The 21,015-nt window shown below is 66.5% G+C and carries 16 protein-coding genes; 3 read left to right on the top strand and 13 right to left on the bottom strand.

The features are described from left to right. Positions 1-6: 6 nt before the first annotated feature. The 3 genes from BLU67_RS10380 to rimP all read right to left on the bottom strand — a co-directional run bounded on the left by BLU67_RS10380 (position 7) and on the right by rimP (position 1,836). The gene (locus tag BLU67_RS10380) at positions 7-252 is read right to left on the bottom strand and encodes a YlxR family protein (protein WP_222842471.1); all 246 of its coding nucleotides are present in this window, start codon (positions 250-252) and stop codon (positions 7-9) included. Between the two features lie 74 nt (positions 253-326). After that, on the bottom strand, positions 327-1,301 hold the full coding sequence (gene nusA / locus BLU67_RS10375) for a transcription termination factor NusA (protein ID WP_092565671.1): 975 nt from the start codon (positions 1,299-1,301) through the stop codon (positions 327-329). A gap of 76 nt (positions 1,302-1,377) precedes the next feature. Further along, the gene (rimP, locus tag BLU67_RS10370; protein ID WP_176780784.1) at positions 1,378-1,836 is read right to left on the bottom strand and encodes a ribosome maturation factor RimP; all 459 of its coding nucleotides are present in this window, start codon (positions 1,834-1,836) and stop codon (positions 1,378-1,380) included. Positions 1,837-1,964: 128 nt separating this feature from the next. On the opposite strand from rimP, the gene BLU67_RS10365 reads away from it, so the two are divergent. Continuing rightward, complete coding sequence (locus BLU67_RS10365; RefSeq protein ID WP_143027408.1) at positions 1,965-2,768, top strand: hypothetical protein; 804 nt, start codon at positions 1,965-1,967, stop codon at positions 2,766-2,768. Here BLU67_RS10365 and BLU67_RS10360 read toward each other — a convergent pair. Continuing rightward, positions 2,765-3,322 carry a DUF488 domain-containing protein gene (locus BLU67_RS10360; RefSeq protein WP_092565665.1) on the bottom strand — a complete coding sequence of 186 codons (558 nt, stop codon included), beginning with the start codon at positions 3,320-3,322 and terminating at the stop codon, positions 2,765-2,767. The two genes, BLU67_RS10365 and BLU67_RS10360, sit on opposite strands and share 4 nt — an antisense overlap. Continuing rightward, positions 3,306-5,102 carry a proline--tRNA ligase gene (locus BLU67_RS10355; protein ID WP_092565663.1) on the bottom strand — a complete coding sequence of 599 codons (1,797 nt, stop codon included), beginning with the start codon at positions 5,100-5,102 and terminating at the stop codon, positions 3,306-3,308. Before BLU67_RS10355 ends, BLU67_RS10360 begins: the two co-directional genes overlap by 17 nt. Positions 5,103-5,755: 653 nt before the next feature. Between BLU67_RS10355 and BLU67_RS10345 the strand changes: the two genes are divergently transcribed. Next, positions 5,756-9,436 (top strand): S8 family serine peptidase, encoded by a 3,681-nt coding sequence (locus BLU67_RS10345; protein ID WP_176780783.1) that lies wholly within the window; start codon positions 5,756-5,758, stop codon positions 9,434-9,436. 334 nt (positions 9,437-9,770) lie between these two features. Continuing rightward, positions 9,771-13,151: a S8 family serine peptidase gene (locus BLU67_RS10340; RefSeq protein WP_092565657.1), complete on the top strand. Its 3,381-nt coding sequence runs from the start codon at positions 9,771-9,773 to the stop codon at positions 13,149-13,151. Positions 13,152-13,205: 54 nt separating this feature from the next. Here BLU67_RS10340 and BLU67_RS10335 read toward each other — a convergent pair whose 3' ends face one another. From BLU67_RS10335 to frr, 8 genes are all read right to left on the bottom strand, one after another. Continuing rightward, the gene (locus BLU67_RS10335; RefSeq protein WP_092565655.1) at positions 13,206-14,027 is read right to left on the bottom strand and encodes a GNAT family N-acetyltransferase; all 822 of its coding nucleotides are present in this window, start codon (positions 14,025-14,027) and stop codon (positions 13,206-13,208) included. 75 nt (positions 14,028-14,102) lie between these two features. After that, positions 14,103-15,245, bottom strand: a complete 1,143-nt coding sequence (gene ispG / locus BLU67_RS10330) for a flavodoxin-dependent (E)-4-hydroxy-3-methylbut-2-enyl-diphosphate synthase (protein ID WP_092565653.1) — start codon at positions 15,243-15,245, stop codon at positions 14,103-14,105. 79 nt (positions 15,246-15,324) lie between these two features. Then, complete coding sequence (locus BLU67_RS10325; RefSeq protein ID WP_092565650.1) at positions 15,325-16,596, bottom strand: M50 family metallopeptidase; 1,272 nt, start codon at positions 16,594-16,596, stop codon at positions 15,325-15,327. Further along, positions 16,584-17,801 carry a 1-deoxy-D-xylulose-5-phosphate reductoisomerase gene (gene dxr / locus BLU67_RS10320; RefSeq protein ID WP_092565647.1) on the bottom strand — a complete coding sequence of 406 codons (1,218 nt, stop codon included), beginning with the start codon at positions 17,799-17,801 and terminating at the stop codon, positions 16,584-16,586. The genes BLU67_RS10325 and dxr overlap by 13 nt, the downstream gene beginning before the upstream one ends. After that, complete coding sequence (locus BLU67_RS10315; RefSeq protein ID WP_261977101.1) at positions 17,801-18,352, bottom strand: DivIVA domain-containing protein; 552 nt, start codon at positions 18,350-18,352, stop codon at positions 17,801-17,803. Before BLU67_RS10315 ends, dxr begins: the two co-directional genes overlap by 1 nt. After that, positions 18,349-19,518, bottom strand: coding sequence for a dual-specificity RNA methyltransferase RlmN (rlmN, locus tag BLU67_RS10310; protein WP_092565645.1), 1,170 nt, complete (start codon positions 19,516-19,518; stop codon positions 18,349-18,351). The genes BLU67_RS10315 and rlmN overlap by 4 nt, the downstream gene beginning before the upstream one ends. Next, positions 19,515-20,444: a phosphatidate cytidylyltransferase gene (locus BLU67_RS10305; protein ID WP_261977100.1), complete on the bottom strand. Its 930-nt coding sequence runs from the start codon at positions 20,442-20,444 to the stop codon at positions 19,515-19,517. Before BLU67_RS10305 ends, rlmN begins: the two co-directional genes overlap by 4 nt. Continuing rightward, positions 20,445-21,002: a ribosome recycling factor gene (frr, locus tag BLU67_RS10300; protein WP_092565644.1), complete on the bottom strand. Its 558-nt coding sequence runs from the start codon at positions 21,000-21,002 to the stop codon at positions 20,445-20,447. It abuts the gene before it with no gap. Positions 21,003-21,015: the final 13 nt, after the last annotated feature.

Raw genomic sequence — 21,015 nt, 5'->3', positions numbered from 1 at the left:
CCGGTCTTACTGGTTGATCGTCTCGACCGACGTAATGCGCGTTTTGAATGCGCGGTTGAATCCGCCATTTTTTAGCGCCGCCGCTCGACACGTCTCATCCGGATGCAACCAGGCTCCGCGCCCCGGTGCACTGGCTTGGGGGTCATAACAAGCCGTGCCCGAACGCACAACGAACCGGATGAGGCGATCACGTGGTGAACGTTGCCGACAGCCGACGCAGGTACGCAGCGGCGTGCCGATCTCATCATTCACCGGATCCACCCTAACGCCTGGGGCGCAGTTTCGCCGCATTCAAATGCGCGAAGAGCCCCGTTGCGTGAGCGGACTCACTGCCCGGAAGGCTCCGCATCCGAGCGGATATCGAGCTTCCACCCGGTCAATCGGTGGGCGAGGCGGGCGTTTTGCCCCTCCTTGCCGATCGCGAGCGAGAGCTGGTAATCCGGCACGATCGCGATTGCCCGGTGGGCTTCTTCGTCGATGATGACCTGGGAGACCTTCGCCGGGGACAGCGCGGCAGCTACGAACTCGGCGGGATCGTCACTGTAGTCGACGATGTCGATCTTCTCGTTACGCAGTTCGCTCATGACGGCGCGGGCGCGCTGACCCATCGGGCCGATGCACGCTCCCTTGGCGTTCAGGCCCGCCACGTTGGACCTCACCGCGATCTTCGAGCGGCGCCCGGCTTCGCGCGCGATCGAGGTGATCGTGACGTCGCCCTTGGCCACCTCGGGGCACTCGTGGGCGAAGAGGCCGCGCACGAACTCGGGGTGGGTGCGAGAGACGATGATCTGTGGGCCCTTGCGACCGCGGCCAACCTCCACCACGTAGGCGCGCAGGCGCTCGCCGTGCTCATAGGTTTCGCCGGGCACCTGCTCGTGTTCGGGCAGGATCGCCTCGACGTCGCCGAGGTCGATGGAAATGTGGCGGGTGCGGTGATCGTGCTGGACGACGCCGGAGACGAGCTGGCCGGCCTTGTCCTTGTAGTTGCCAAGGACCTGCTGATCCTCGGCGTCGCGCAGCCGCTGCACGATGACCGAACGGGCGGTCTGGGCCGCGATGCGGCCAAAGCCCTCGGGCGTGTGCTCGAACTCGCCGATGATCGTACCCTCGTCGTCGTACTCCGGTGCCCACACCGTCACGGCCCCGGTGCGGCGATCGATATCGATGCGGGCGCCGCGGACGGAATCGGGCAGGTGGTGGTAGGCGGTCAACAGGGCTTCTTCGATCGCCGAGATGAGGACATCCAGCGAGATCTCCAGCTCGCTTCCCACGAGCTTGAGTGCACTCATGTCGATATCCACAATCGTCTCCTTATCTCACCCGATGCCGGGTGTGGCCATAGCTTGATGTTGGTGGGCGCGCGCGGGGCGCGGCCTCTTAGAGTGCGAGCCGGATGCGCGCTTTGCGCACCTGCTCGATGGGTAGGACCACGTCGTCTTCGTCGATGCGCAGCGTGACGGTCTGATCCTCATCAGAGGCGTCGATGACGCGGCCAAGGAGCTTGGTGCCGTCGTGCACGAATTCGATCTCGTGGCCCTCGGTGCGGCGGAAATGCCGGGGCGTGGAAAGGGTGCGGGTGGCGCCCGCCGTCGTCACTTCCAGCGTGTAGGTTCCGGGCAGCGGGTCGTGCTCGTCGAGATACCTCGAGATTTCGCGGGAGAGCTCGGTGAGTTTTTCCGAATCGACGCTGCCGGGACCGTCGGGCAGATCGACGGTGACACGGAGGACGGATTTCTTGCCGGCGGGCACGACTTTGACGTCTTCGATCAGCAGTTCGTGCGCTTGGCCAAGCGGGGTGAGGTGGCGTAGCAGGTCGGTTTCGCGTTGGTCGGCCATCTGACAACCCTCCATGTGTAGTTGTATCGCTCGCCATGCTACCAGGACGCGCGCGGCGGGTTTTTCCGCCGCGGCGGCGGCTGTGGCACCCTAAAGAGGTGCAACGACTGCGACTTCTGCTAGTGGCCTTGGGCTGCGCGTTACTGCTCGGCGGGTGCGCGCTGCGCTTCGATATGCCCGCACCGACGCCCGAGCCCCCGAGCGCGGAGGAGACCCTGCGCCAGGAGGCCGCGATCGCACTGCAGGCGCTGGCCGCGGCGAGCCCGGAGGCGCTCGGCGATGAGCAGGCCGCTGACCGCTACCGCACTCGCGTCGAGCTCGTGGGCGGCGTGTGGCAGGCATGCCCGACGGACGCGAGCGAGCAGGAGTGCGAGGCACTGCCCACTCCCCCGGCGATTCCGCCCGTGACGACGAGTGAGCAAGCGATTGCGCAGCGCACCGCGGCAGCAACGGCCCTAAAGCAGCTGGCGGGTGAGGACACGTCGAGCGGAGTCGTCGCCGCGGGCATGCTGCCCGCGTTGCTCGCTGAATTCAGTGCCGAGGATGCCCCCGTCGAGCTGCCGGATTGGGGCAGCGGGCGGTGGACGACGTCGGCCGCCGTCGTGGAAGCCCTCGACTGGGGTGCGTGGCAGCTGGAGGCGCTCGGCGCGCGCTCCGGCGACAAGGAGTCCGTGACGCTGGCCCGCAGTTATCGCGCGGCCGTCGCGGCGCCGCAAGCAAGCGGCGTGAGCGGGGTGCGACCGCCGTCGATATATGTCACGGAACAGCTCTCGCGCGCTGAGATTATCCAGCGCAGCGCCGCGGCAGTCGCGGGCGCCCTGCCCGATCTGGCGGTGGCCGAGCGCGGCGCGGTCATGAGCTATTTGACTGAGGCGACGCGGCAGCTCGCGACCGCGAAGATTGAGGTCCCCGCGAGCTGGTTGGCCGGCTAGGCGCCGCCACCATCCCATACGAGGCCGCCCGCGGGTAGGAGGCGCGCGCCGTCGCTGATGCGGTGCGCCTCGCGCCGGTTGCCGGGTAGCAGGTGGACGACGCCAACACCGAAGCTGAGCTCGGTGACGTCGGCGATGAGGCGGCGATGGCAGCGCCACCACACCGTCTCCGAGCACATGATCGCGACGCGCCCGCGAGGGACCTCGGCGAGGAGTTCGTTCATCGCGTCGGCGAATTCGGGGGTGCGGGTGTGGGCGGCGTAGGCGCGAAACGAGGCGACCTGCCACCACGTATCCGGCGAGCGCGCATCCGCCTCACGGTTCAGGTGTCGCCGGCCGCCGAGGCGCTCATCCCAGCGATAGGCAATGGCGTGCTCGGCGCACATGCGGGCGATGGCCTCGCCCTGCGCGTCCGGGTTGTGCCGCGAGTGTGGGAAGCGCCGGACGTCAACCAGTTGGGTGACGCCCGCCGATGTGAGGAGCGCGGCCAGGCCGGCTGCGGTGAGCCGGCCGTGGCCGCACGTGAGGAGACGTGCCTTAGGCTCCGGCGTCAAGGAGCTGGGCGGTGAGCTCGTCGGCGATGGCCTGCGAAGCACCGTCGATCTCGATCTCGCGGGACTCGCCAGTTGCGCGGTTGCGCAGTTCGACGACACCATCGGCAAGGCCGCGCCCGACGACGAGGATGTTCGGTACGCCGAGCAGCTCCGCGTCGGCGAACTTCACGCCGGCGGAGACCTTGAGGCGATCGTCGTAGATGACGTCGAACTCGGCGTCGTCGAGGTCCTCGGCGAGCTGGGCCGCGGCCTCAAAGATCGCCGGGTCCTTACCGGTGGCGACGATGTGCACGTGGGCGGGCGCCACCTGGATCGGCCAGGTCAGGCCGTGCTCGTCGTGGTATTCCTCGGCCAGCGCCGCGAGGATGCGCGAGACGCCGATGCCGTAGGAGCCCATCGTCACGATGCGCGATTTGCCGTTCTCATCGAGGACGCTCAGCCCCAGCGCTTCGGCATACTTGCGGCCGAGCTGGAAGATGTGTCCAATCTCGATACCGCGGGCGAGCTCGAGCTCCCCGGAGCCGTCGGGGGCAGGATCGCCCGCGCGGATCTCGGCGGCCTCGATGCGGCCGTCGACCTCGAACTCGCGGCCGAACACGTTGTTGATCGTGTGGTAGCCATCTTCGTCGCCGCCGGTCGCCCAGGCGGAGCCGTACGGCACGCGCGCGTCCATGAGGTAGGTGATGAGCGAGTTGCCGTCGGCGTCCTTGCGGCCCTGGGGGCCGATGTGGCGGGTGCCGATGAAGCCGGGAACGAGCTCGGGGTATGCCTTGAAGTCATCCTCGCTGGCGGGTTCGACCTCGGCGGGGCTGAGTGCCGCCTCCACGCGCTTCAGGTCGACGTCGCGGTCACCGGGCAGGCCAATGACGAGCAGGGAGTCGCCATCGGTGGGGTGGCTGACCTTGAGCACGACGTGCTTGAGCGTATCGGCCGCACTCCAGCCCTGTTCGCGGGGAGCTTCGGTCTCCAGTCCGGATACCAGCGTCGCGATCGTCTTGGCGCCCGGGGTATGGATCTGGCTCGGCTCGGGCACGCTGGAAAAATCGACGTCAGCGGGCGCCGGCGTCTCGACGGCCTCGGCATTGGCGGTGTAACCACCGGGCGAGCGCACGAAGGTATCTTCGCCGATCGCGGTCGGGAAGAGGAACTCTTCGGACTTTGAACCACCCATCGCGCCGCTCATGGCCGCGCAGATGACGTAGTCGAGGCCGAGGCGCTGGAAGATCTTTTCGTAGGCTTCGCGGTGCTTGGCGTAGGACTCATCGAGGCCGGAGTCTTCGACGTCGAAGGAATAGGAGTCCTTCATGATGAACTCACGGGCGCGAATGAGGCCCGCGCGCGGGCGCGCTTCGTCGCGGTATTTCGTTTGGATCTGGTAGATGATCGCCGGCAGGTCCTTATAAGAGGAGTACAGGTCTTTCACGGCAAGGGTGAACATCTCCTCGTGCGTGGGAGCAAGGAGGTAGTCGTTATCGCGGCGATCGCGCAGGCGGAACAGGTTGGGGCCGTATTCGACCCAGCGGTTGGTCGCCTGGTAGGGCTCGGCCGGCAGCAGGGCCGGGAAGTGCACTTCCTGGCCGCCGATCGCATCCATTTCTTCGCGCACGATGGCCTCGACCTTGCGCAGAACCTTCAGGCCCAGCGGCAGCCACGTGTAAATGCCCGGGGCGGCCCGGCGAACGTATCCGGCGCGCACGAGCAACTGGTGGCTCGCGACTTCCGCATCGGCGGGGGTTTCGCGCAGCGTGCGAAGGAAGAGTGTTGTCAGTCGAGTGCTCACGGTTTGACCTTACCTAAAAAGTTCGGCAGACGGTTCTCGCTGTGCGCCTGCGGCCGGGCGCAATGAAAACGACTGCACGTGCCAGCATCCATCGTGGCGCGCACTCATGTGGAGCGCGCTGTGCTCGACGCGGCCGTCGGCATGCTGCGTGCTCACTTCGCCACGAATCGTCGCTAGGTCACCGCGCCAGGACACGTGGGCGCCGTCCAGGTGGTAGGTGGGAGCGAGCTCTCGGGCGAGAGGAGCATCGCTCGCGCGTTCGGCGCGTCCGGAAAGCGCACGCGAACCTGAGATAAGTCTCACATATTCTGGGGCGACGATGCCGCATGCAAGGTCAGTCAAGCCAGCCAGAACCGAGGAAACAAGGGCCTTGGTCTCAGCATCAGTAGGGCGTGTCGTCGCATTCATAACGCCACCTTACTGGTCTTCCCAGACCCTCGAGTTGAGAATCCTTTATCGCAACAATAATTAGCAAGATTCAACGACAGCTGTTGGGCGAGTGGCCTCTCGCGGCCGCTGTCAACCCTTCAGCTTTCCGGGAGACGACACCCATATGGGCACCTCTTATGGGGGTGGAAAGCGTCGCGTAGCGTAACCCCCATCGAGTGACCCTCGACACCATGTTGTAATTTCTCCTCATGATAGGACTGCCGATGCCAGGTAGATTCTCCCGGCGTGCGGTGGCGATTCCCGCGGGTCTTGCCGTTGCGTTTTCGCTCACTGCACCCGTCGTCGCCGCTCCCTCGCCGAATCCCGATGTCGCCGAGCTCAGCGCCGCCGTCAAAAAGACCTCTCCGAGTCCGTCCGCCAAGATCGTCTCTCCGCTAGAAAAGGGCCGCGTTACCGCCTTCGTGCAGGTCGCGGCCCCCAGTGTTGTCACGGCCAGTGATGATGGCGTGGCACCCTCGACCGCTAAGAAGCGCGTCGAGGCCATGACGTCGGCCGTCGCCGATGCCATTGCCGATCCCAAGGCGACCGTCATGTACACGACGACGAACGCCATTTCCGGTTTCGCGGTTGAGGCCGATGCGGAAGCCCTGACCAAGCTTGCCCAGCGCGATGACGTCATCGCGATCCGCCCTCTGACGCTCCGCACGCCGTCCAACGGCGGGACGAACCAGCTCACGAAGGCGCTGCAGGCTTGGAAGTACTCCGGCGCGACCGGTAAGGACGTGACGATCGCCGTTATCGACTCCGGCGTCGACTTCACCCATAAGACCTTCGGTGGCTCGGGCGACTACAGCCCCTACCGCGATGCGGCAGCTCGCACCGCGAAGCCGACGTGGCCGATCGGCAACGTCATCGGCGGCTGGGACTTCGTCGGTGAGGACTACTCCCCCTCCGGTTCTCTCGGCTCGCGCGTTGCGGTCCCGGATCCGAACCCCATCGACATCGCCCCCGAGGTCTGCACCGCTGACCCGAAGATCCGCCGCTCAGGCGGCCACGGTACGCACGTGGCCGGAACCGCTGCTGGCAAGGGCGTCAATGCCGATGGCACCACCTTCACCGGCGAGTACGCCGCCCTGAGCGACGAGGATCTGGCCGGCTTCCAGGTCGCCCCGGGCTCAGCACCGGAAGCCAACATCCTCGCATTCAAGGTGTTCGGCTGCGCGGGATCCACCGGCTACGTGCCGGCTGCCCTCGATGAGCTCCTCGCAAAGAACGACGACGGCTCCTATAAGTGGCCCAAGGTCGACATCGTCAACATGAGCCTCGGCGGCACCTACGCGCCGGCTGGCGATCCCGAAAACCTCATCGTCGATGCCCTGTTCAAGGAGCGCGGCATCGTCTCCGTCGTCGCTTCCGGTAACGACGGCGACCAGTACGACATTGGCGGCTCCCCGGGCAACGCCGCGTCGGCGCTGACGGTAGCTAACTCCACCAATGGCGTGTCCTACTTCGACGCGGCGACCTTCGACCTGGGCGGCACGGAAGAAAAGCTCGCCGGGCAGTACTCGGTCAGCTACGAGTGGACCTCCGAAGCGGTCGGCCCGAAGGAGGTTGTCGCCCTGACCGGAGACAACTCCGAGGCGTGCGAGCCACTGTCGGCCGAAGATGTGGAAAAGGTCAAGGACAAGGCCGCGCTGATCGACTGGGTGGAGGCCCCCTCGCTGAAGTGCGGCTCGGCCGCCCGATTCAACAACCTCGAGGCCGCTGGCGCCGCAGGCGTCGTGCTGAAGTCCTCGGTCAACGAGTTCACCTCGGGCATCGCCGGTAATAAGGCCCTGCCTGGTTTCCAGCTCACCGCCGATAACACCGCCAAGGTCGAAGCGGCGCTGGCCGCCGGACCGGTCTCGGTTACCTTCACCAAGGACGGCATCAGCGCGATCCGCGAATTCGACGCGAACAACGCCGACAAGCTCAACTCCTCGTCCTCGCGCGGCGTGCACGGCTCCTTCGGCATCGTCAAGCCCGACGTGGCAGCCCCCGGCACTCAGATTGTCTCGGCCGCGGTCGGTAGCGGCAACGGCCCGACTGCCATGACCGGCACCTCGATGGCCACCCCGCACGTCGCGGGCGTGACCGCGCTGGTCAAGCAGGCGCACCCGGAGTGGAACGCAATCCAGCTCAAGGCCGGCGTCATGAACACCGCCTTCCACGACATCACCTCCGACAAGGGCGCCTACGGGCCGCAGCGCGTTGGCGCCGGCCGCGTCGATGCCAAGGCCGGCGTGGACAACCACATCGTGATGTTCGATTCGCAGGCCTCGGCTCTCGCCTCGGTGAACTTCGGGATCGTCGAGTTCCCGGCGGCCGGCTTCACTGCCGATCGCAAGGTCACGATCCAAAACACCGGCGATAAGGCCGCAGCTCTGAAGCTCTCCTACCTCGAGGCCACCAAGGTTCCCGGCGTGACATATTCGGTCTCCCCGGCCGCGGTCAACGTCCCGGCAGGTGGCCAGGTGGAAGCAACGGTGACGATCGCGATCGATCCGAAGCGCTTCGCCAAGGTCATCGACCCGACGATGCCGCTCGAGCAGGAAGTCGCAGCCCTAGGCGGCGCGAAGTTCCTGCGCGAGTTCATCTCCACCCCGACGGGCCGCCTCGTTGCCAAGGGCACCGGCGCTCCTGAGGGCGGCGAACTGCGCCTGCCGATCTCCGCGACGGTCAAGCCCGCCTCTGCCCTCACCGCGAAGTCCGACTTCGACGCGGACAAGAACACCGGCACGCTGAGTGCCACCGGCGAAACCTTCGCTCACGACAGCGCCTACCCGGGCAAGGTCAACGCGTTTGTGCCCGTGGCACTGCCGCTGGAGTTCGTCGCCTCCTCCCCGGAGAAGAAGGTCTCCGCCGAAGAGGAGCCATACGCCGAGGTGTTGAAGTCCACCGACATCAAGCGCGTTGGCGTCCTGAGTAACGTCAAGCAGTTGACCGGCACCCCGGAGGAGATCGCCAAGGAAGCCCAGGTGCTCGTCGGTCTGGAGACCTACGCCGCCTGGCCGATCTCCCCGGCCGCCCCCGGCTACCTCTCGCTGAAGGTCCAGGCTAAGGGCAAGACCTACTCGGTCCAGGCCATGCGCCTGGAAGGCTCCGATGTCGCCGTAGTCGCGGTCTTCGACGACGCGGGTAAGAACACCGGACTGTCCTTCGTCAACCAGGTGCCCGGCGGTGCCTTCGATACGAACACCTTCGATAGCGCTGTCATGGCGCTGCCGTTCGAGCTCACCGCCGTCGGATTCACGCCGGAGGAGATCGCCGCCGGTGATCTGCCGCTGACCATCACCGCGGTCGGTAACTCCTGGTACGCCGCGGAAAAGCCCGACGAGGGCCTGGCCGCTGGCGAGACCGACGCGGTCGCATTCGAGTACAACGCTGGCAAGCCGCGCATCTCGTTTGCCTCCAACCTCGGCGTCAAGGGCGTGGATCTGAACCTCGACGGTGAAGCCATTGCCTACACGCTCGATCCGGACGCCAAGCGTCCCGTCGCGAAGAACGCGCAGGAGGGCGACGACAAGCACGACGTGCTCTACTTCCACCTCCACAACAAGGTCGGCGAGCAGGCCGAACTGTTGGCGCTGAAGGCGGCGACCGAGCCAACGGAAACCCCGACGGAAGAGCCCACCGATACGCCGACGGAAGAGCCCACCGAGACTCCGACCGAGGAGCCCACCGAGACTCCGACCGAGGAGCCGACCGAGACTCCGACGGAGACTCCGACGGACGAGCCAACGGAAACTCCGACGCAGTCCCCCACCGATGAGCCGACGGCCAAGCCGACGAACCCCGGTAGGCCCGGACTGCCGATTACCGGCGGCGAGGTGCTAGGCGCAGGATTCCTTGCGCTCGTCCTGCTGGGCGGCGGCGCGCTGCTGATCCGACGTCGGACGGCCTAACCGATCCGAGCCCCGCGGGCCGGGTTCCACCACGGTGGGACCCGGCCCGTTGGCGTTGCCGACATGCCGAATTTCGGGGAAGAATACTTCGAGTTTTTTAGCTCTCCTAAACTGGCAGTCAAGAAGAGCTAAACGAGACAGAACCGCGAGATGATGCGGAAAGAGTGTGGCGCAGATCCTGGCTATTAGGTGACGAAATGGTAACGATTCTGCCCTGCGACTTCATGGCGGATTGAGCTGGTACATGACGGGCGACATTTTTGATCGTAGGATGTCCAGAGTCGAGTGACCCTCAACACACCTGAAGTTAGATCCCCTCACGATAGGACTGCCGATGCCAGGTAGATACCACCGTCGTGCGGTTGCGATTCCCGCCGGTATTGCCGTCGCGTTATCGCTCGCCGCACCCGTCGCAGCTGCCCCCTCGCCGAATCCGGATATCTCGGAGCTCAAGGCGGCGGTTGCTGCAGCAAAGATCTCCCCCTCGGACAAGATCGTCTCCAATCTCGATAAGGGCCGCGTCTATGCCTTCGTGCAGGTCGCGGCCCGCACTGTTGTGGATGCGACGGACGCGGGCGAAAAGGCCTCCGTGGCAAAGAAGAAGGTCGAAGATAAGGCGAAGGAAGTTGCCGGTGCCCTGACCGATTCCAGCGCCGAAGTCCTGTACACGACGACGAATGCCATCTCCGGCTTCGCGGTCCAGGCCGATTCGGAAGCGCTGACCAAGCTCGCCGAGCGCGATGACGTGGTAGCGATTCGTCCCCTGACGCTGCGCACCCCGTCCAATGCTGGCAGCAACCAGCTGACGAGCGCCCTGGATGCCTGGCAGTACTCGGGCGCTACGGGTAAGGACGTCACGATCGCCGTCATCGACTCCGGCGTCGACTTCACCCATAAGACCTTCGGTGGCACGGGCGACTACACGCCCTACCGCGACGAGGCCGCGCGCACCGTCGCCCCCGAATGGCCCATCGGCAACGTCATCGGCGGTTGGGACTTCGTTGGTGAAACGTATTCCCCCTCCGGTTCTCTCGGCTCGCGCGTCGCGGTCCCGGACCCCAACCCCATCGACATCGATCCCGACGTGTGTAACGCGGATCCGCGCATCAGCCGCTCCGGCGGCCACGGCACGCACGTGGCCGGCACGGCCGCTGGCATGGGCGTCACCGCAGAAGGCGAGACCTTCACGGGAGATTACTCGGCGCTGATCGCCGAGGATCTCAACACCTTCAAGGTTGCTCCGGGCTCGGCACCGGAAGCCAACATCCTCGCGTTCAAGGTCTTCGGCTGCGCGGGATCCACCGGCTATGTGCCGGCCGCCCTGGATGAGCTGCTCGCCAAGAACGATGATGGCTCCTACAAGTGGCCCAAGGTCGACATCGTCAACATGAGCCTCGGCGGCACCTACGCCCCCGCGGGAGATCCCGAAAACCTCATCGTCGATGCCCTGTTCAAGGAGCGCGGCATAGTCTCCGTCGTCGCTTCCGGTAACGACGGCGACCAGTACGACATTGGTGGCTCCCCCGGCAACGCGACCTCCTCGCTGACGGTGGCAAACTCCACCAACGGCGTCTCCTACTTCGACGCAGCCACGTTCAACCTGAACGGCTCAGAAGAAAAGCTCGCCGGCCAGTACTCGGTGAACTACGTGTGGCCCTCGGATGTCGTCGGCCCGCAGGACGGTGTTGCCCTGACCGGCGCGAACTCCGAGGCCTGCCAGCCGCTGTCGGCTGAGGACGCCGCGAAGGTTGCCGGCAAGGCCGTGCTGATCGACTGGATCGACACGCCTGCCCTCGCCTGTGGTTCGGCCGCCCGATTCAATAACCTCGAGGCTGCGGGCGCCGCAGGCGTCGTGCTGAAGTCCTCGGTCAACGAGTTCACCTCGGGCATCGCAGGCAACGCCACGATTCCGGGCTTCCAGCTCACGGCCGATAACACCGCCAAGGTCGAAGCGGCGCTCGCAGCGGGACCGGTCTCGGTCACCTTCACCAAGGACGGCATCAGCGCGATCCGCGAATTCGACGCGAACAACGCTGACAAGCTGAACCCGTCGTCCTCGCGTGGCGTGCACGGCTCCTTCGGTATCGTCAAGCCCGACGTAGCTGCCCCCGGCACCCAGATCGTCTCGGCCGCGGTTGGTAGCGGCAACGGCCCGGCTACCATGACCGGCACCTCGATGGCGACCCCGCACGTCGCCGGCGTCACCGCCCTCGTCAAGCAGGCGCACCCGAAGTGGAACGCTGTTCAGCTCAAGGCCGGCGTCATGAACACCGCCTTCCACGACATCACCTCCGATAAGGGTGTCTTCGGGCCGCAGCGCGTTGGCACCGGCCGTGTTGATGCCAAGGCCGGCGTGGATAACCACATCGTGATGTTCGATTCGGCCAACCCGCAGCTTGCTTCGGTGAACTTCGGTGCCGTCGAGTTCGCTGACAACACCTTCAACGCCCAGCGCAAGGTGACGATCCAGAACACCGGCGATAAGGCCGCTGCCCTCAACCTGTCCTACGTCGAGGCCACCAAGGTTCCCGGCGTCACCTACACCGTGACGCCCGCGAAGGTCTCGGTGCCCGCCGGCGGCCAGGTCGAGGTTTCGGTCAAGCTCACGATCAACCCGAAGAACTTCTCCAAGGTCATCGACCCGACGATGGAGCTGTCGCAGACTGTGGCCGCCCTGGGCGGTGTCGAGCTGCTGCGCGAGTTCATCTCTACGCCGACGGGCCGTCTCGTTGCCAAGGGCACCGGCGCTCCCGAGGGCGGCGAGCTGCGCCTGCCCGTCTCGGCAGCGGTCAAGCCCGTCGCCAACCTGAAAGCGAAGGCCAAGCTCGATAAGAAGACGAACGACGGCACTCTGACCGCTAACGGCAAGTCCTTCAGCTACCCGAGCGCCTACGACGGCGTCGTCAACGACTTCTTCCCAGCTGCCCTGCCGCTCGAGTTCGTGGCGTCCTCGCCGGAGAAGGTCGTGGATGAGGCCGACGCGGAATACGCGGAGCTGCTGAAGTCCACCGACATCAAGCGCGTCGGTGTTCGCTCCAACGTCAAGGAACTGACCGGTACGCCGGAAGAGATCGCGAAGGACGCGCAGGTCATCGTGGGTCTGGAGACCTACGGCGCCTGGCCGATTTCCCCGGCCGCGCCCGGTTACCTGTCGCTGCAGGTCGTAGCCAAGGGCGTGCCGTACTCGGTTGAGGCGATGCGCCTGGATGGTTCGGACGTGACGATCGTCGCCGTGTTTAACGCCCTGACGGGCCGCAACACCGGCATCTCCTTCGTCAACCAGCTGCCGGGGGGCGCCTTCGATACGAACACGTTCGATAGCTCCATCATGGCGCTGCCGTTCGACCTGACTGCGGTCGGCTTCACGCCGGCCGAGATCGCTGGTGGCGACCTGCCGCTGACGATCCGCGCGATCGGTAACTCCTGGTACGCCTCGGCCAGCCAGGAAGAAGGCCTCGCCTCCGGTGAGACCGACGCCGTGGTCTTTGAGTACAACGCGGCTAAGCCCCGCATCTCCTTCGGATCCAACCTCGGTGTGACGGGGATCGACGTGAGCGCTGATGGCGAGCCCATCCCGTTCAAGGTCTTCCCCGAAAACCCGCGCCCCAACGCACTGAACGCCCAGGGTGGAGACGACAAGCAGGACGTGCTCTACTTCCACTTCCACAACAAGGTCGGCAACCAAGCTGAACTTCTGAACCTGAAGATCAAGTAGCCGATACGACGGCGGCCGGCACGATTGAGATCGTGTCGGCCGCCTTTGTCGTGTCTAGAACAAAATCGTCGCGAAGGTGGCGACCTGTTCGAAGCCGGTGCGCTGATAGATTCGCATCGCCGGCGCGTTATAGGAGTTGACGTACAGGCTCACCGTCGAGGCGAGGTGGGCGGTCGTCAGCTCGCACACCCCGGCCATCGCCGCCGAGCCGATGCCGCGCCCCCGCAGGCGTGGATCGACCCACACGCCGTGAATCTGCGCGACGTCGCCCGCCAGCACCCCAACCTCGGCTGTGAAGACCACGGGCGAGCCGGGCGTATCGTCCTCCGTAATGACGAAGGTGCGGCCCGCGCGGATCTGGGAGCGGATGTGGTGCTCGTAGCCCGCACCAAAACGCCGCGGGTCATAGCCCACTTCCTCGGTGTACATCGCGATCGCGGCTGGGACGATCGCCTCGGTATCGGCCACGGTGGCAAAGCGCAGCCGCGGATCGGGCGCGACGCTCGAGGGCTGGCGTTTGACGAGGACGGGCTGGTCCAGGCGCTCTTCGCGCGGTGGCGACCATACGTCACGCAGCTGCTCCCACAGCCCGGCGACATGGCCGAGATGCCCCACGATCGAGGAGCAGCGCCGGCCCTGGCTCGCGGCCAGCTTCGCAAAATCATTAAGGGCGTCTTGATAGCCGAGCGCGATGAGGTTCGCGCCCGACCACAGGGCGGCATCCACCCGCGGTCCCCGCTCGGTTTGCTGCACTCGGGCATAGAGCTGGCCGTAGGCTGCCGAGCGCCGGCCCATCGCATCGACGTGGCGGCGCATCATCACCGCCGTGACGGGTTCGGCTTCACACAGCTCGATGACGGCGTGGCGCAGCGCCACGTCTTGGGCCGTGACCGGCCGGATCTGAGGGCCTCGGCTCGCGCCGCGTCGCGCCCACCGCTGCAACACGGCGGCTTACTTTACGGCGACGGTCGGTTCGCCGGAGGCGTGACCTTCGGCTTCCATCTGTTCGGCGATGCGCTGGGCTTCGGCGATGAGGGTCTGCACGATCTCAGCCTCGGGCACCGTCTTGATGACCTCGCCCTTGACGAAGATCTGGCCCTTGCCGTTACCGGAGGCGACGCCGAGATCGGCTTCGCGGGCCTCGCCCGGGCCGTTGACGATGCAGCCCATGACGGCGACGCGCAGCGGCACGGTAACGTCCTTGAGGCCTTCAGTGACCTCGTCGGCGAGCTTATAGACATCGACCTGGGCGCGGCCGCACGAGGGGCAGGAGACGATCTCGAGCTTCTTTGGCCGCAGGTTCAGCGACTGCAGGATCTGGATGCCGACCTTGACCTCTTCGACCGGCGGCGCCGACAGCGAGACGCGGATCGTGTCTCCAATGCCCTTGGATAGCAGCGCGCCGAAGGCGACGGCGGACTTGATCGTGCCCTGGAAGGCCGGGCCGGCCTCCGTCACGCCGAGGTGCAGTGGCCAGTCACCGCGCTCGGAGAGCATCTCATAGGCCTGCACCATGACGACCGGGTCGTGGTGCTTGACCGAGATCTTGAAGTCGTGAAAATCGTGTTCCTCGAACAGCGAGGCTTCCCATACGGCGGACTCGACGAGGGCCTCGGGGGTGGCCGAGCCGTACTTTTCCAGCAGGCGCGGATCCAGCGAGCCGGCGTTCACGCCGATGCGGATGGAGGTGCCGTGGTCCTTCGCGGCCTGGGCGATCTCCTTGACCTGATCGTCGAACTTGCGGATATTACCGGGGTTCACGCGCACGGCCGCGCAGCCGCCCTCGATCGCGGCAAAGACGTAGCGCGGCTGGAAGTGGATATCGGCGATGACGGGGATCGTCGACTTGCGAGCGATGATCGGCAGCGCTTCGGCGTCGTCGGCGCTCGGGCAGGCGACGCGCACGATATCGCAGCCGGCGGCCGTCAGCTCGGCGATTTGCTGCAAGGTGGCGCCGATGTCCGTAGTCTTCGTCGTCGTCATTGATTGCACCGAGATGGGGGCATCGCCGCCGACCTCGACGGAGCCCACCTTAATCTTGCGGGTCGGGCGCCGCTGCGCGAGGACGGGCGGGGCTTCCTTAACCTGGGGCATGCCTAGTGAGATCGGAGTAGTCACAGCCCTAGGGTACCGCTGCTGGGGCGGGCGTGCGTTCGGGAAGGGATCGCGCCCGCTATAACGTGATTGGTTTGACGATATCGGCGTAGCCGAGCAGCAACGTCATCCCGATCAGGAGGATGAAGACGGTGTAGGTCAAGGGCAGCATGCGCGCGGTATCGACCGGGCCCGGGTCCGGCCGGCCGAAGGCGCGCGCGATGCGGCGCCGGGCGCCTTCATACAGCGCCCCCGCGATGTGGCCGCCGTCCAGCGGCAGCAGCGGGATGAGGTTGAAGGCGAACAGCGCGATGTTCAGCGAGGCGATGAGCGAAAGCAGCGACATGATCTTGTCGGTCCAGCCGGGACCGGCGCTAGTGCCGGTAGCGGCGCCCTCGCTCGGGGTGGCCGCGACCTCGCCGGCGAGGCGGCCCACACCAATAATCGACATGACGCCGTCCTCGCGCGGCTCGTCGGTCACGAGCGAGCGGGCCACGTCATACAGCCGCATCGGCAGCGCCCCGATGACCTTGAACGTCTCGGTGACGCCCTTGCTCGTCATCGCGACGACCTCGCCGAACGCCGCGGGCTTGCGTTCCTGGCCGGCGATCACGGTAATGACGGGCCGTTCGACGACTTCGCCATCGACGCGGGTGACGCTGCGCAGCTGGGGCGTGATGGGCGCGGTGTGCTCGACGCCGTCGGAGACGAAGGTGATCTCCGTCGGCTTCAGGTCGTTTTCCGCTACCGCGCGGGGCAGATCCTCCCAGGTGCGGATGGGCTTGCCCGCGAAGCCGGTGATGGTATCGCCGGGGCGCAACCCCGCGGCGTATGCGGCGCCGGGGCTATCGCACGGCTCGGACTCGGTGGCGCACGCGGGGACGTCGGCGAGCGTCGTCGAAGCGACCGGTAGCCCCCAACCCATGAGGATTCCGGCGAGCAGCACGAACGCGATGATGAGGTTCATGACCGGGCCGGCGAGCATGACGATGATCTTTTTGGGCGTCGACAGGCGGTAAAAGGCGCGGTGCTCCTCCCCCGGCTCGAGGTCCGCGAGGGCCTCGGCGCGGGCGGCGCTTGCCAGGGAGCGGCGATCGGCGGGGACCTTGGCGAGCGCCTCGGCTGGCGGGTACATCCCCGCCAGGCGCACGTAGCCGCCGAGCGGGATCGCCTTGATGCCGTATTCGGTCTCGCCGCGTTTCGTCGACCACAGCGTCGGGCCAAAGCCGACGAAGTACTGCGGCACCTTCACGCCGAACTTCTTCGCCGGCCACATGTGGCCGACCTCGTGCAGCGCGATGGACACGAGGAGTCCAACGATCAGTAACCCGATACCGATCAGGTATGACACGCGCTCAACCTTTCGCTCGCTTCGCGCCGGGCCCAGGCATCGAGCTCGGCGAGGTCGTCGAGGCTTGGCGTCCTACCGGAATCCCACCGGTGGGCGGCCAGCACCTCGCTGACGGTATCAACGATCGCGAGGTAGGCGATGTTCCCGGAAAGGAACTGTGCGACGCACGCCTCATTGGCGGCGTTGAGCACGGCCGGGTGCGTGGGGGATGCGGCGACGGCGGCGCGCGCGAGTTCGGTCGCGGGGAAGGTTTCGGTGTCCACGGGCTCAAAGGTCCAGTTCGTCGGCGCATCCCACTGGCAGGCGGGCGCCGGGTAGGTGCGCTGCGGCCAGGTCAAGGCGAGGGCGATCGGCAGGCGCATGTTGGGCGGGGAGGCCTGGGCGATCGTCGAGCCGTCAACGAAGGCCACCATGGAGTGGACGATCGATTGCGGGTGGACGACGACGTCGATATTCGCGGCGTCGACGTCAAACAGGAGCTGGGCTTCGATGAGCTCCAGGCCCTTGTTCATGAGGGTGGAGGAGTTGATCGTCACGACGGGGCCCATGTCCCACGTCGGGTGGGCGAGCGCCTGCTCCGGGGTGACGGCATCGAGCTCGGCGCGGGTCCTGCCGCGGAAGGGCCCGCCCGAGGCGGTCAGGACGAGGCGCGCGACGTTGGACTCGCCGTCGAGGTTTTCGCTGCACAGGCCCCGGTGGTGGGTGCCGGCGGCGAGCGCCTGGAACATCGCGGAGTGCTCGGAGTCGACGGGCACGATCTGGCCCGGGCGCGTCATGGCCTCGGCGACGAGGGCGCCACCGACGACGAGCGACTCCTTGTTGGCAAGGGCGAGGCGGGCGCCGGTGGCAAGGGCCGACAGCGTGGCGGGTAGGCCGATCGAGCCCGTGATGCCGTTGAGGACGGTGTCCTCGCTTTGGGCGCGCCCCGCGAGCTCGGCGGCGGCGGCCGCTCCGATGAGGATGTCGGGGGCGGCGAAGGTACGGCCGGCGCCGGCCTCGGCCAGCCGCGAGCGCAGCTCGGCTTCGCCGCGCTCATCGGCGATCGCGATTACCTCGGGCGTGAATTCGGCCGTTTGGGCGACGAGCAACTCTAGGTTCGCGCCGCCGGCGGCTAGGCCTGCAACGCTCATCTGCTCGGCGCGGGCGACATCCAGCGCCTGCGTGCCGATCGATCCCGTCGCCCCGAGGACGAAGAGGGCGGCCACTACTCGACCGCCAGTAGGACTTCGGCGACCCGATCGAGATAGGCGTCGACGACGTTCTCGCTGTAGGCCTTCGAGCCGCGGGCGGCGGGAAAGTCCGCGTGCCGAATGTCGTGGCTCGTGAGGTCAGCGCCGTCGTCAAAATACGACACGAGCGTCTCCATCAGCTCATCGACGTCCTTTTTGGCATAGCCGCTGCCCTCAGCGTCGGCGAAGCGCTCGCCGGCGGGGCGCTGCAGGCGCGGGTAGAGCGTCTTGGCAAGCTCGGCAATGTGGTCCATCCAGGCTTCCTGGCCGTTGGCGGCGATGAAGTCGGCGCGGCGGCGCTTGACGAAGGCGACCTCGAGGCGGTCCAGGGCCGCGTCAACGGCGGCGAAGCGGTAGCCGCCGCGCACCTGCTCGAAAGCAATGTTGCGCACGTCCTGATCGCTCATGGAGCGCGTGCCGGCATCCGCCTCGTAGGAATCGCGAGCTCGGGTGAAGAACTCCTCGACCTGCTCGATGTCGTACCCCTCGCTGAAGCGAGACTCGCGCGGAAACATGTCCTTGCTCATGACTGTGCCCCTTTCAGCACTTCGGTCGCGAGCTGGCCGCACGCGCCGTCTATGTCGCTGCCTCGAGTATCTCGCACGCTCGTGTGAATTCCGGCCCGACGCAGCGTGTCGACGAAGGTCCGGGTCGCCTGCTCGCTCGCGGCCGTCCACATCGAGCCGGGCGTCGGGTTGAGCGGGATGGGGTTGACGTGCGCCCAGCCGTGGCCGCGCGCGTTGAGCTCATCAGCGAGCAACTGAGCGCGAAACGCCTGGTCGTTGATGTCTTTAATGAGGGCGTATTCGATCGAGACGCGGCGGCCCGTCGCGCGGAAGTAGGCGCGCGCGGCATCGAGCAGCTCGCCGACCTTCCACCGCGAGTTCACGGGAATGAGGTTGTCGCGCAGCTCGTCGTCGGGAGCGTGCAGCGAGACGGCAAGCGTGACGGGGATCCCCTCGGCCGCGAGCTTATTGATAGCGGGCACGAGGCCGACGGTCGAGACGGTGACGTGGCGCGCGGACAGGCCAAAACCCTCGGGCGATTCATCCACGAGGCGGCGCACGGCGCCGATGACGGCGCGATAGTTCGCGAGTGGTTCGCCCATGCCCATGAAGACGATGTTCGACATGCGAGCCGGGCCAGTTGCGAGCGCGCCGTTTTGGCTCATCGCCGCCGCGATCCGCACCTGCTCGATGATTTCGGCGGTTGACAGGTTGCGCGTCAGGCCCATCTGGCCGGTGGCGCAAAACGGGCAGGCCATGCCGCAGCCGGCCTGCGAGGAGATGCACAGCGTCGTGCGATTGTCATAGCCCATGAGGACCGATTCGACGCGCACCCCGTCGAAGAGCCGCCACAGCGATTTGATGGTGGCGCCGCCGTCAGCAGTGATATCGGTGACCTTGCTGACGAGTTCGGGCAGCAGCAGCGAGGTGAGCGATTCGCGCTGGCTCGCGGGAATGTCGGTCATGTCGCCCGGCTCGCGCGTGAAGTGCGTGAAGTAGTGGCGCGAGAGCTGATCGGCGCGGAATGCCGGCAGCCCGGCTTCGCTCACGAGGTCGCGCCGCTCGGCGCGGCTGAGGTCGGCCAAGTGCTTGGGCGGTTTGCCGCGGCGCGGCGCGGTGAAGGTCAGCGGCAGGCGCAGGGCCGGGTCGAGCGACTCAACGGGCGCGCCGGTCGGTTCGGATGTCATGCGACGGCCTCCAAGACGAGGTAGATCACGGGTACGGTCACGAGCAGGGAGTCGAGGCGATCCATGATGCCGCCGTGCCCGGGCAGGATCGTGCCCATGTCTTTCAGGCCGAGGTCGCGTTTGATGAGCGATTCGGCGAGATCGCCGACGGTGCCCGTCAACACCCCGAGCACGCCGAGCAGCACGCCGGTCCACCACGGTAGGCCGAGCGCAAAGTGCGCGCAGACAATGGCGATCGCCGTGGCAAGCGTGATCGAGCCGGCAAAGCCCTCCCAGGACTTCTTCGGCGAGATCGACGGACTCATCGGGTGCTTGCCGAAGAGCACGCCCGCGATATAGCCGCCGGTATCGGAGGCGACGACGATCGCGACGAATGTCAGCACGGCCCAGGCGCCGTCCGGCCGCCGCGCCAAAAGGACGGCGAAGGAAGCCAAAAATGGCAGGTAGGCCGCGACGAACATTGCCGTGGAGGCATCGCGCACGGCGGCCAGTCCCCCACCTTCGACGACGCGCCAGACGAAGACCGCGCCGCAGGTCAGGGCGAAGGCCATGAGCAGCGCCGATGGGCCGCCGACCCACGCGGAGATCATCATGCCGGCGCCGCCCACCCACAGCGGCTCGAGCGGGATGCGGATGTTGGACAGGCGCACGGCGCGCGCGAGTTCCCACATGCCCGCGCCGATGACGAGGGCGACGAGGCCGACGAAGATACGGATGTCGTAGAGCAGCGAGGCGACGAGCACGAGCGCGAGCCCGATGCCAACGCCGATGGCGGCGGTTAGATCGCGACCGGCGCGGCCGTGGGTCGTCGGCGGATCCGTTGGGGTGGGCGGGGCGGGCTCAACGAGCGCGCTTGACGCCCGACGTCGAGCCTCCCGCAGCCGGTCAAGGACCTCGCGAGTATCGGATTCTTCGCTATGGCGCACTTAGATTTCGAGGAGGTCGGTTTCCTTGGCGTCCAGCAGCTCGTCGATGAGCTCGACGTACTTCTTGGTCAGCCCTTCCAGCTCCTTTTCGCCGCGCTCGACGGCGTCTTCGCCCTCGTCGCCGTCCTTCTTCAGCTTGTTCAGGGCGTCCATCGCCTTGCGGCGTTCGTGGCGCACGGAGATGCGGGCGTCCTCGGCCTTCGTCTTGGCGAGCTTGACATACTCCTTGCGGCGCTCTTCCGTCAGGATCGGCAGCGCGACGCGGATGTGCTGGCCGTCGTCCGTGGGGTTGACGCCCAGGTCGGATTCGCGCAGCGCGCGCACGATGGCGTCGGTGGCGCCGCGGTCGTAGGGGTTGATGAGGACCATGCGGGCCTCGGGAATCGTCAGGCCCGCGAGCTGCTGCAGCGGGGTCGGCGCGCCGTAGTAGTCCACCAGGATCGATTCGAACATCGCGGCGTTGGCGCGGCCGGTGCGGATATTGCCGAACTCTTCGCGCGTGAAGTCCACGGCCTTGCTCATCTGCTCCTCGGCTTCGAGGAGAATATCGTCAATCACTTGTGCTCCTTAC

The organism is Bowdeniella nasicola (genome assembly GCF_900107735.1).
In the GTDB taxonomy this organism is placed as follows: domain Bacteria; phylum Actinomycetota; class Actinomycetes; order Actinomycetales; family Actinomycetaceae; genus Bowdeniella; species Bowdeniella massiliensis.
The sequence above is the reverse complement of the archived record's forward strand: the minus strand, read 5'-3'. Positions and strand labels throughout refer to the sequence as shown.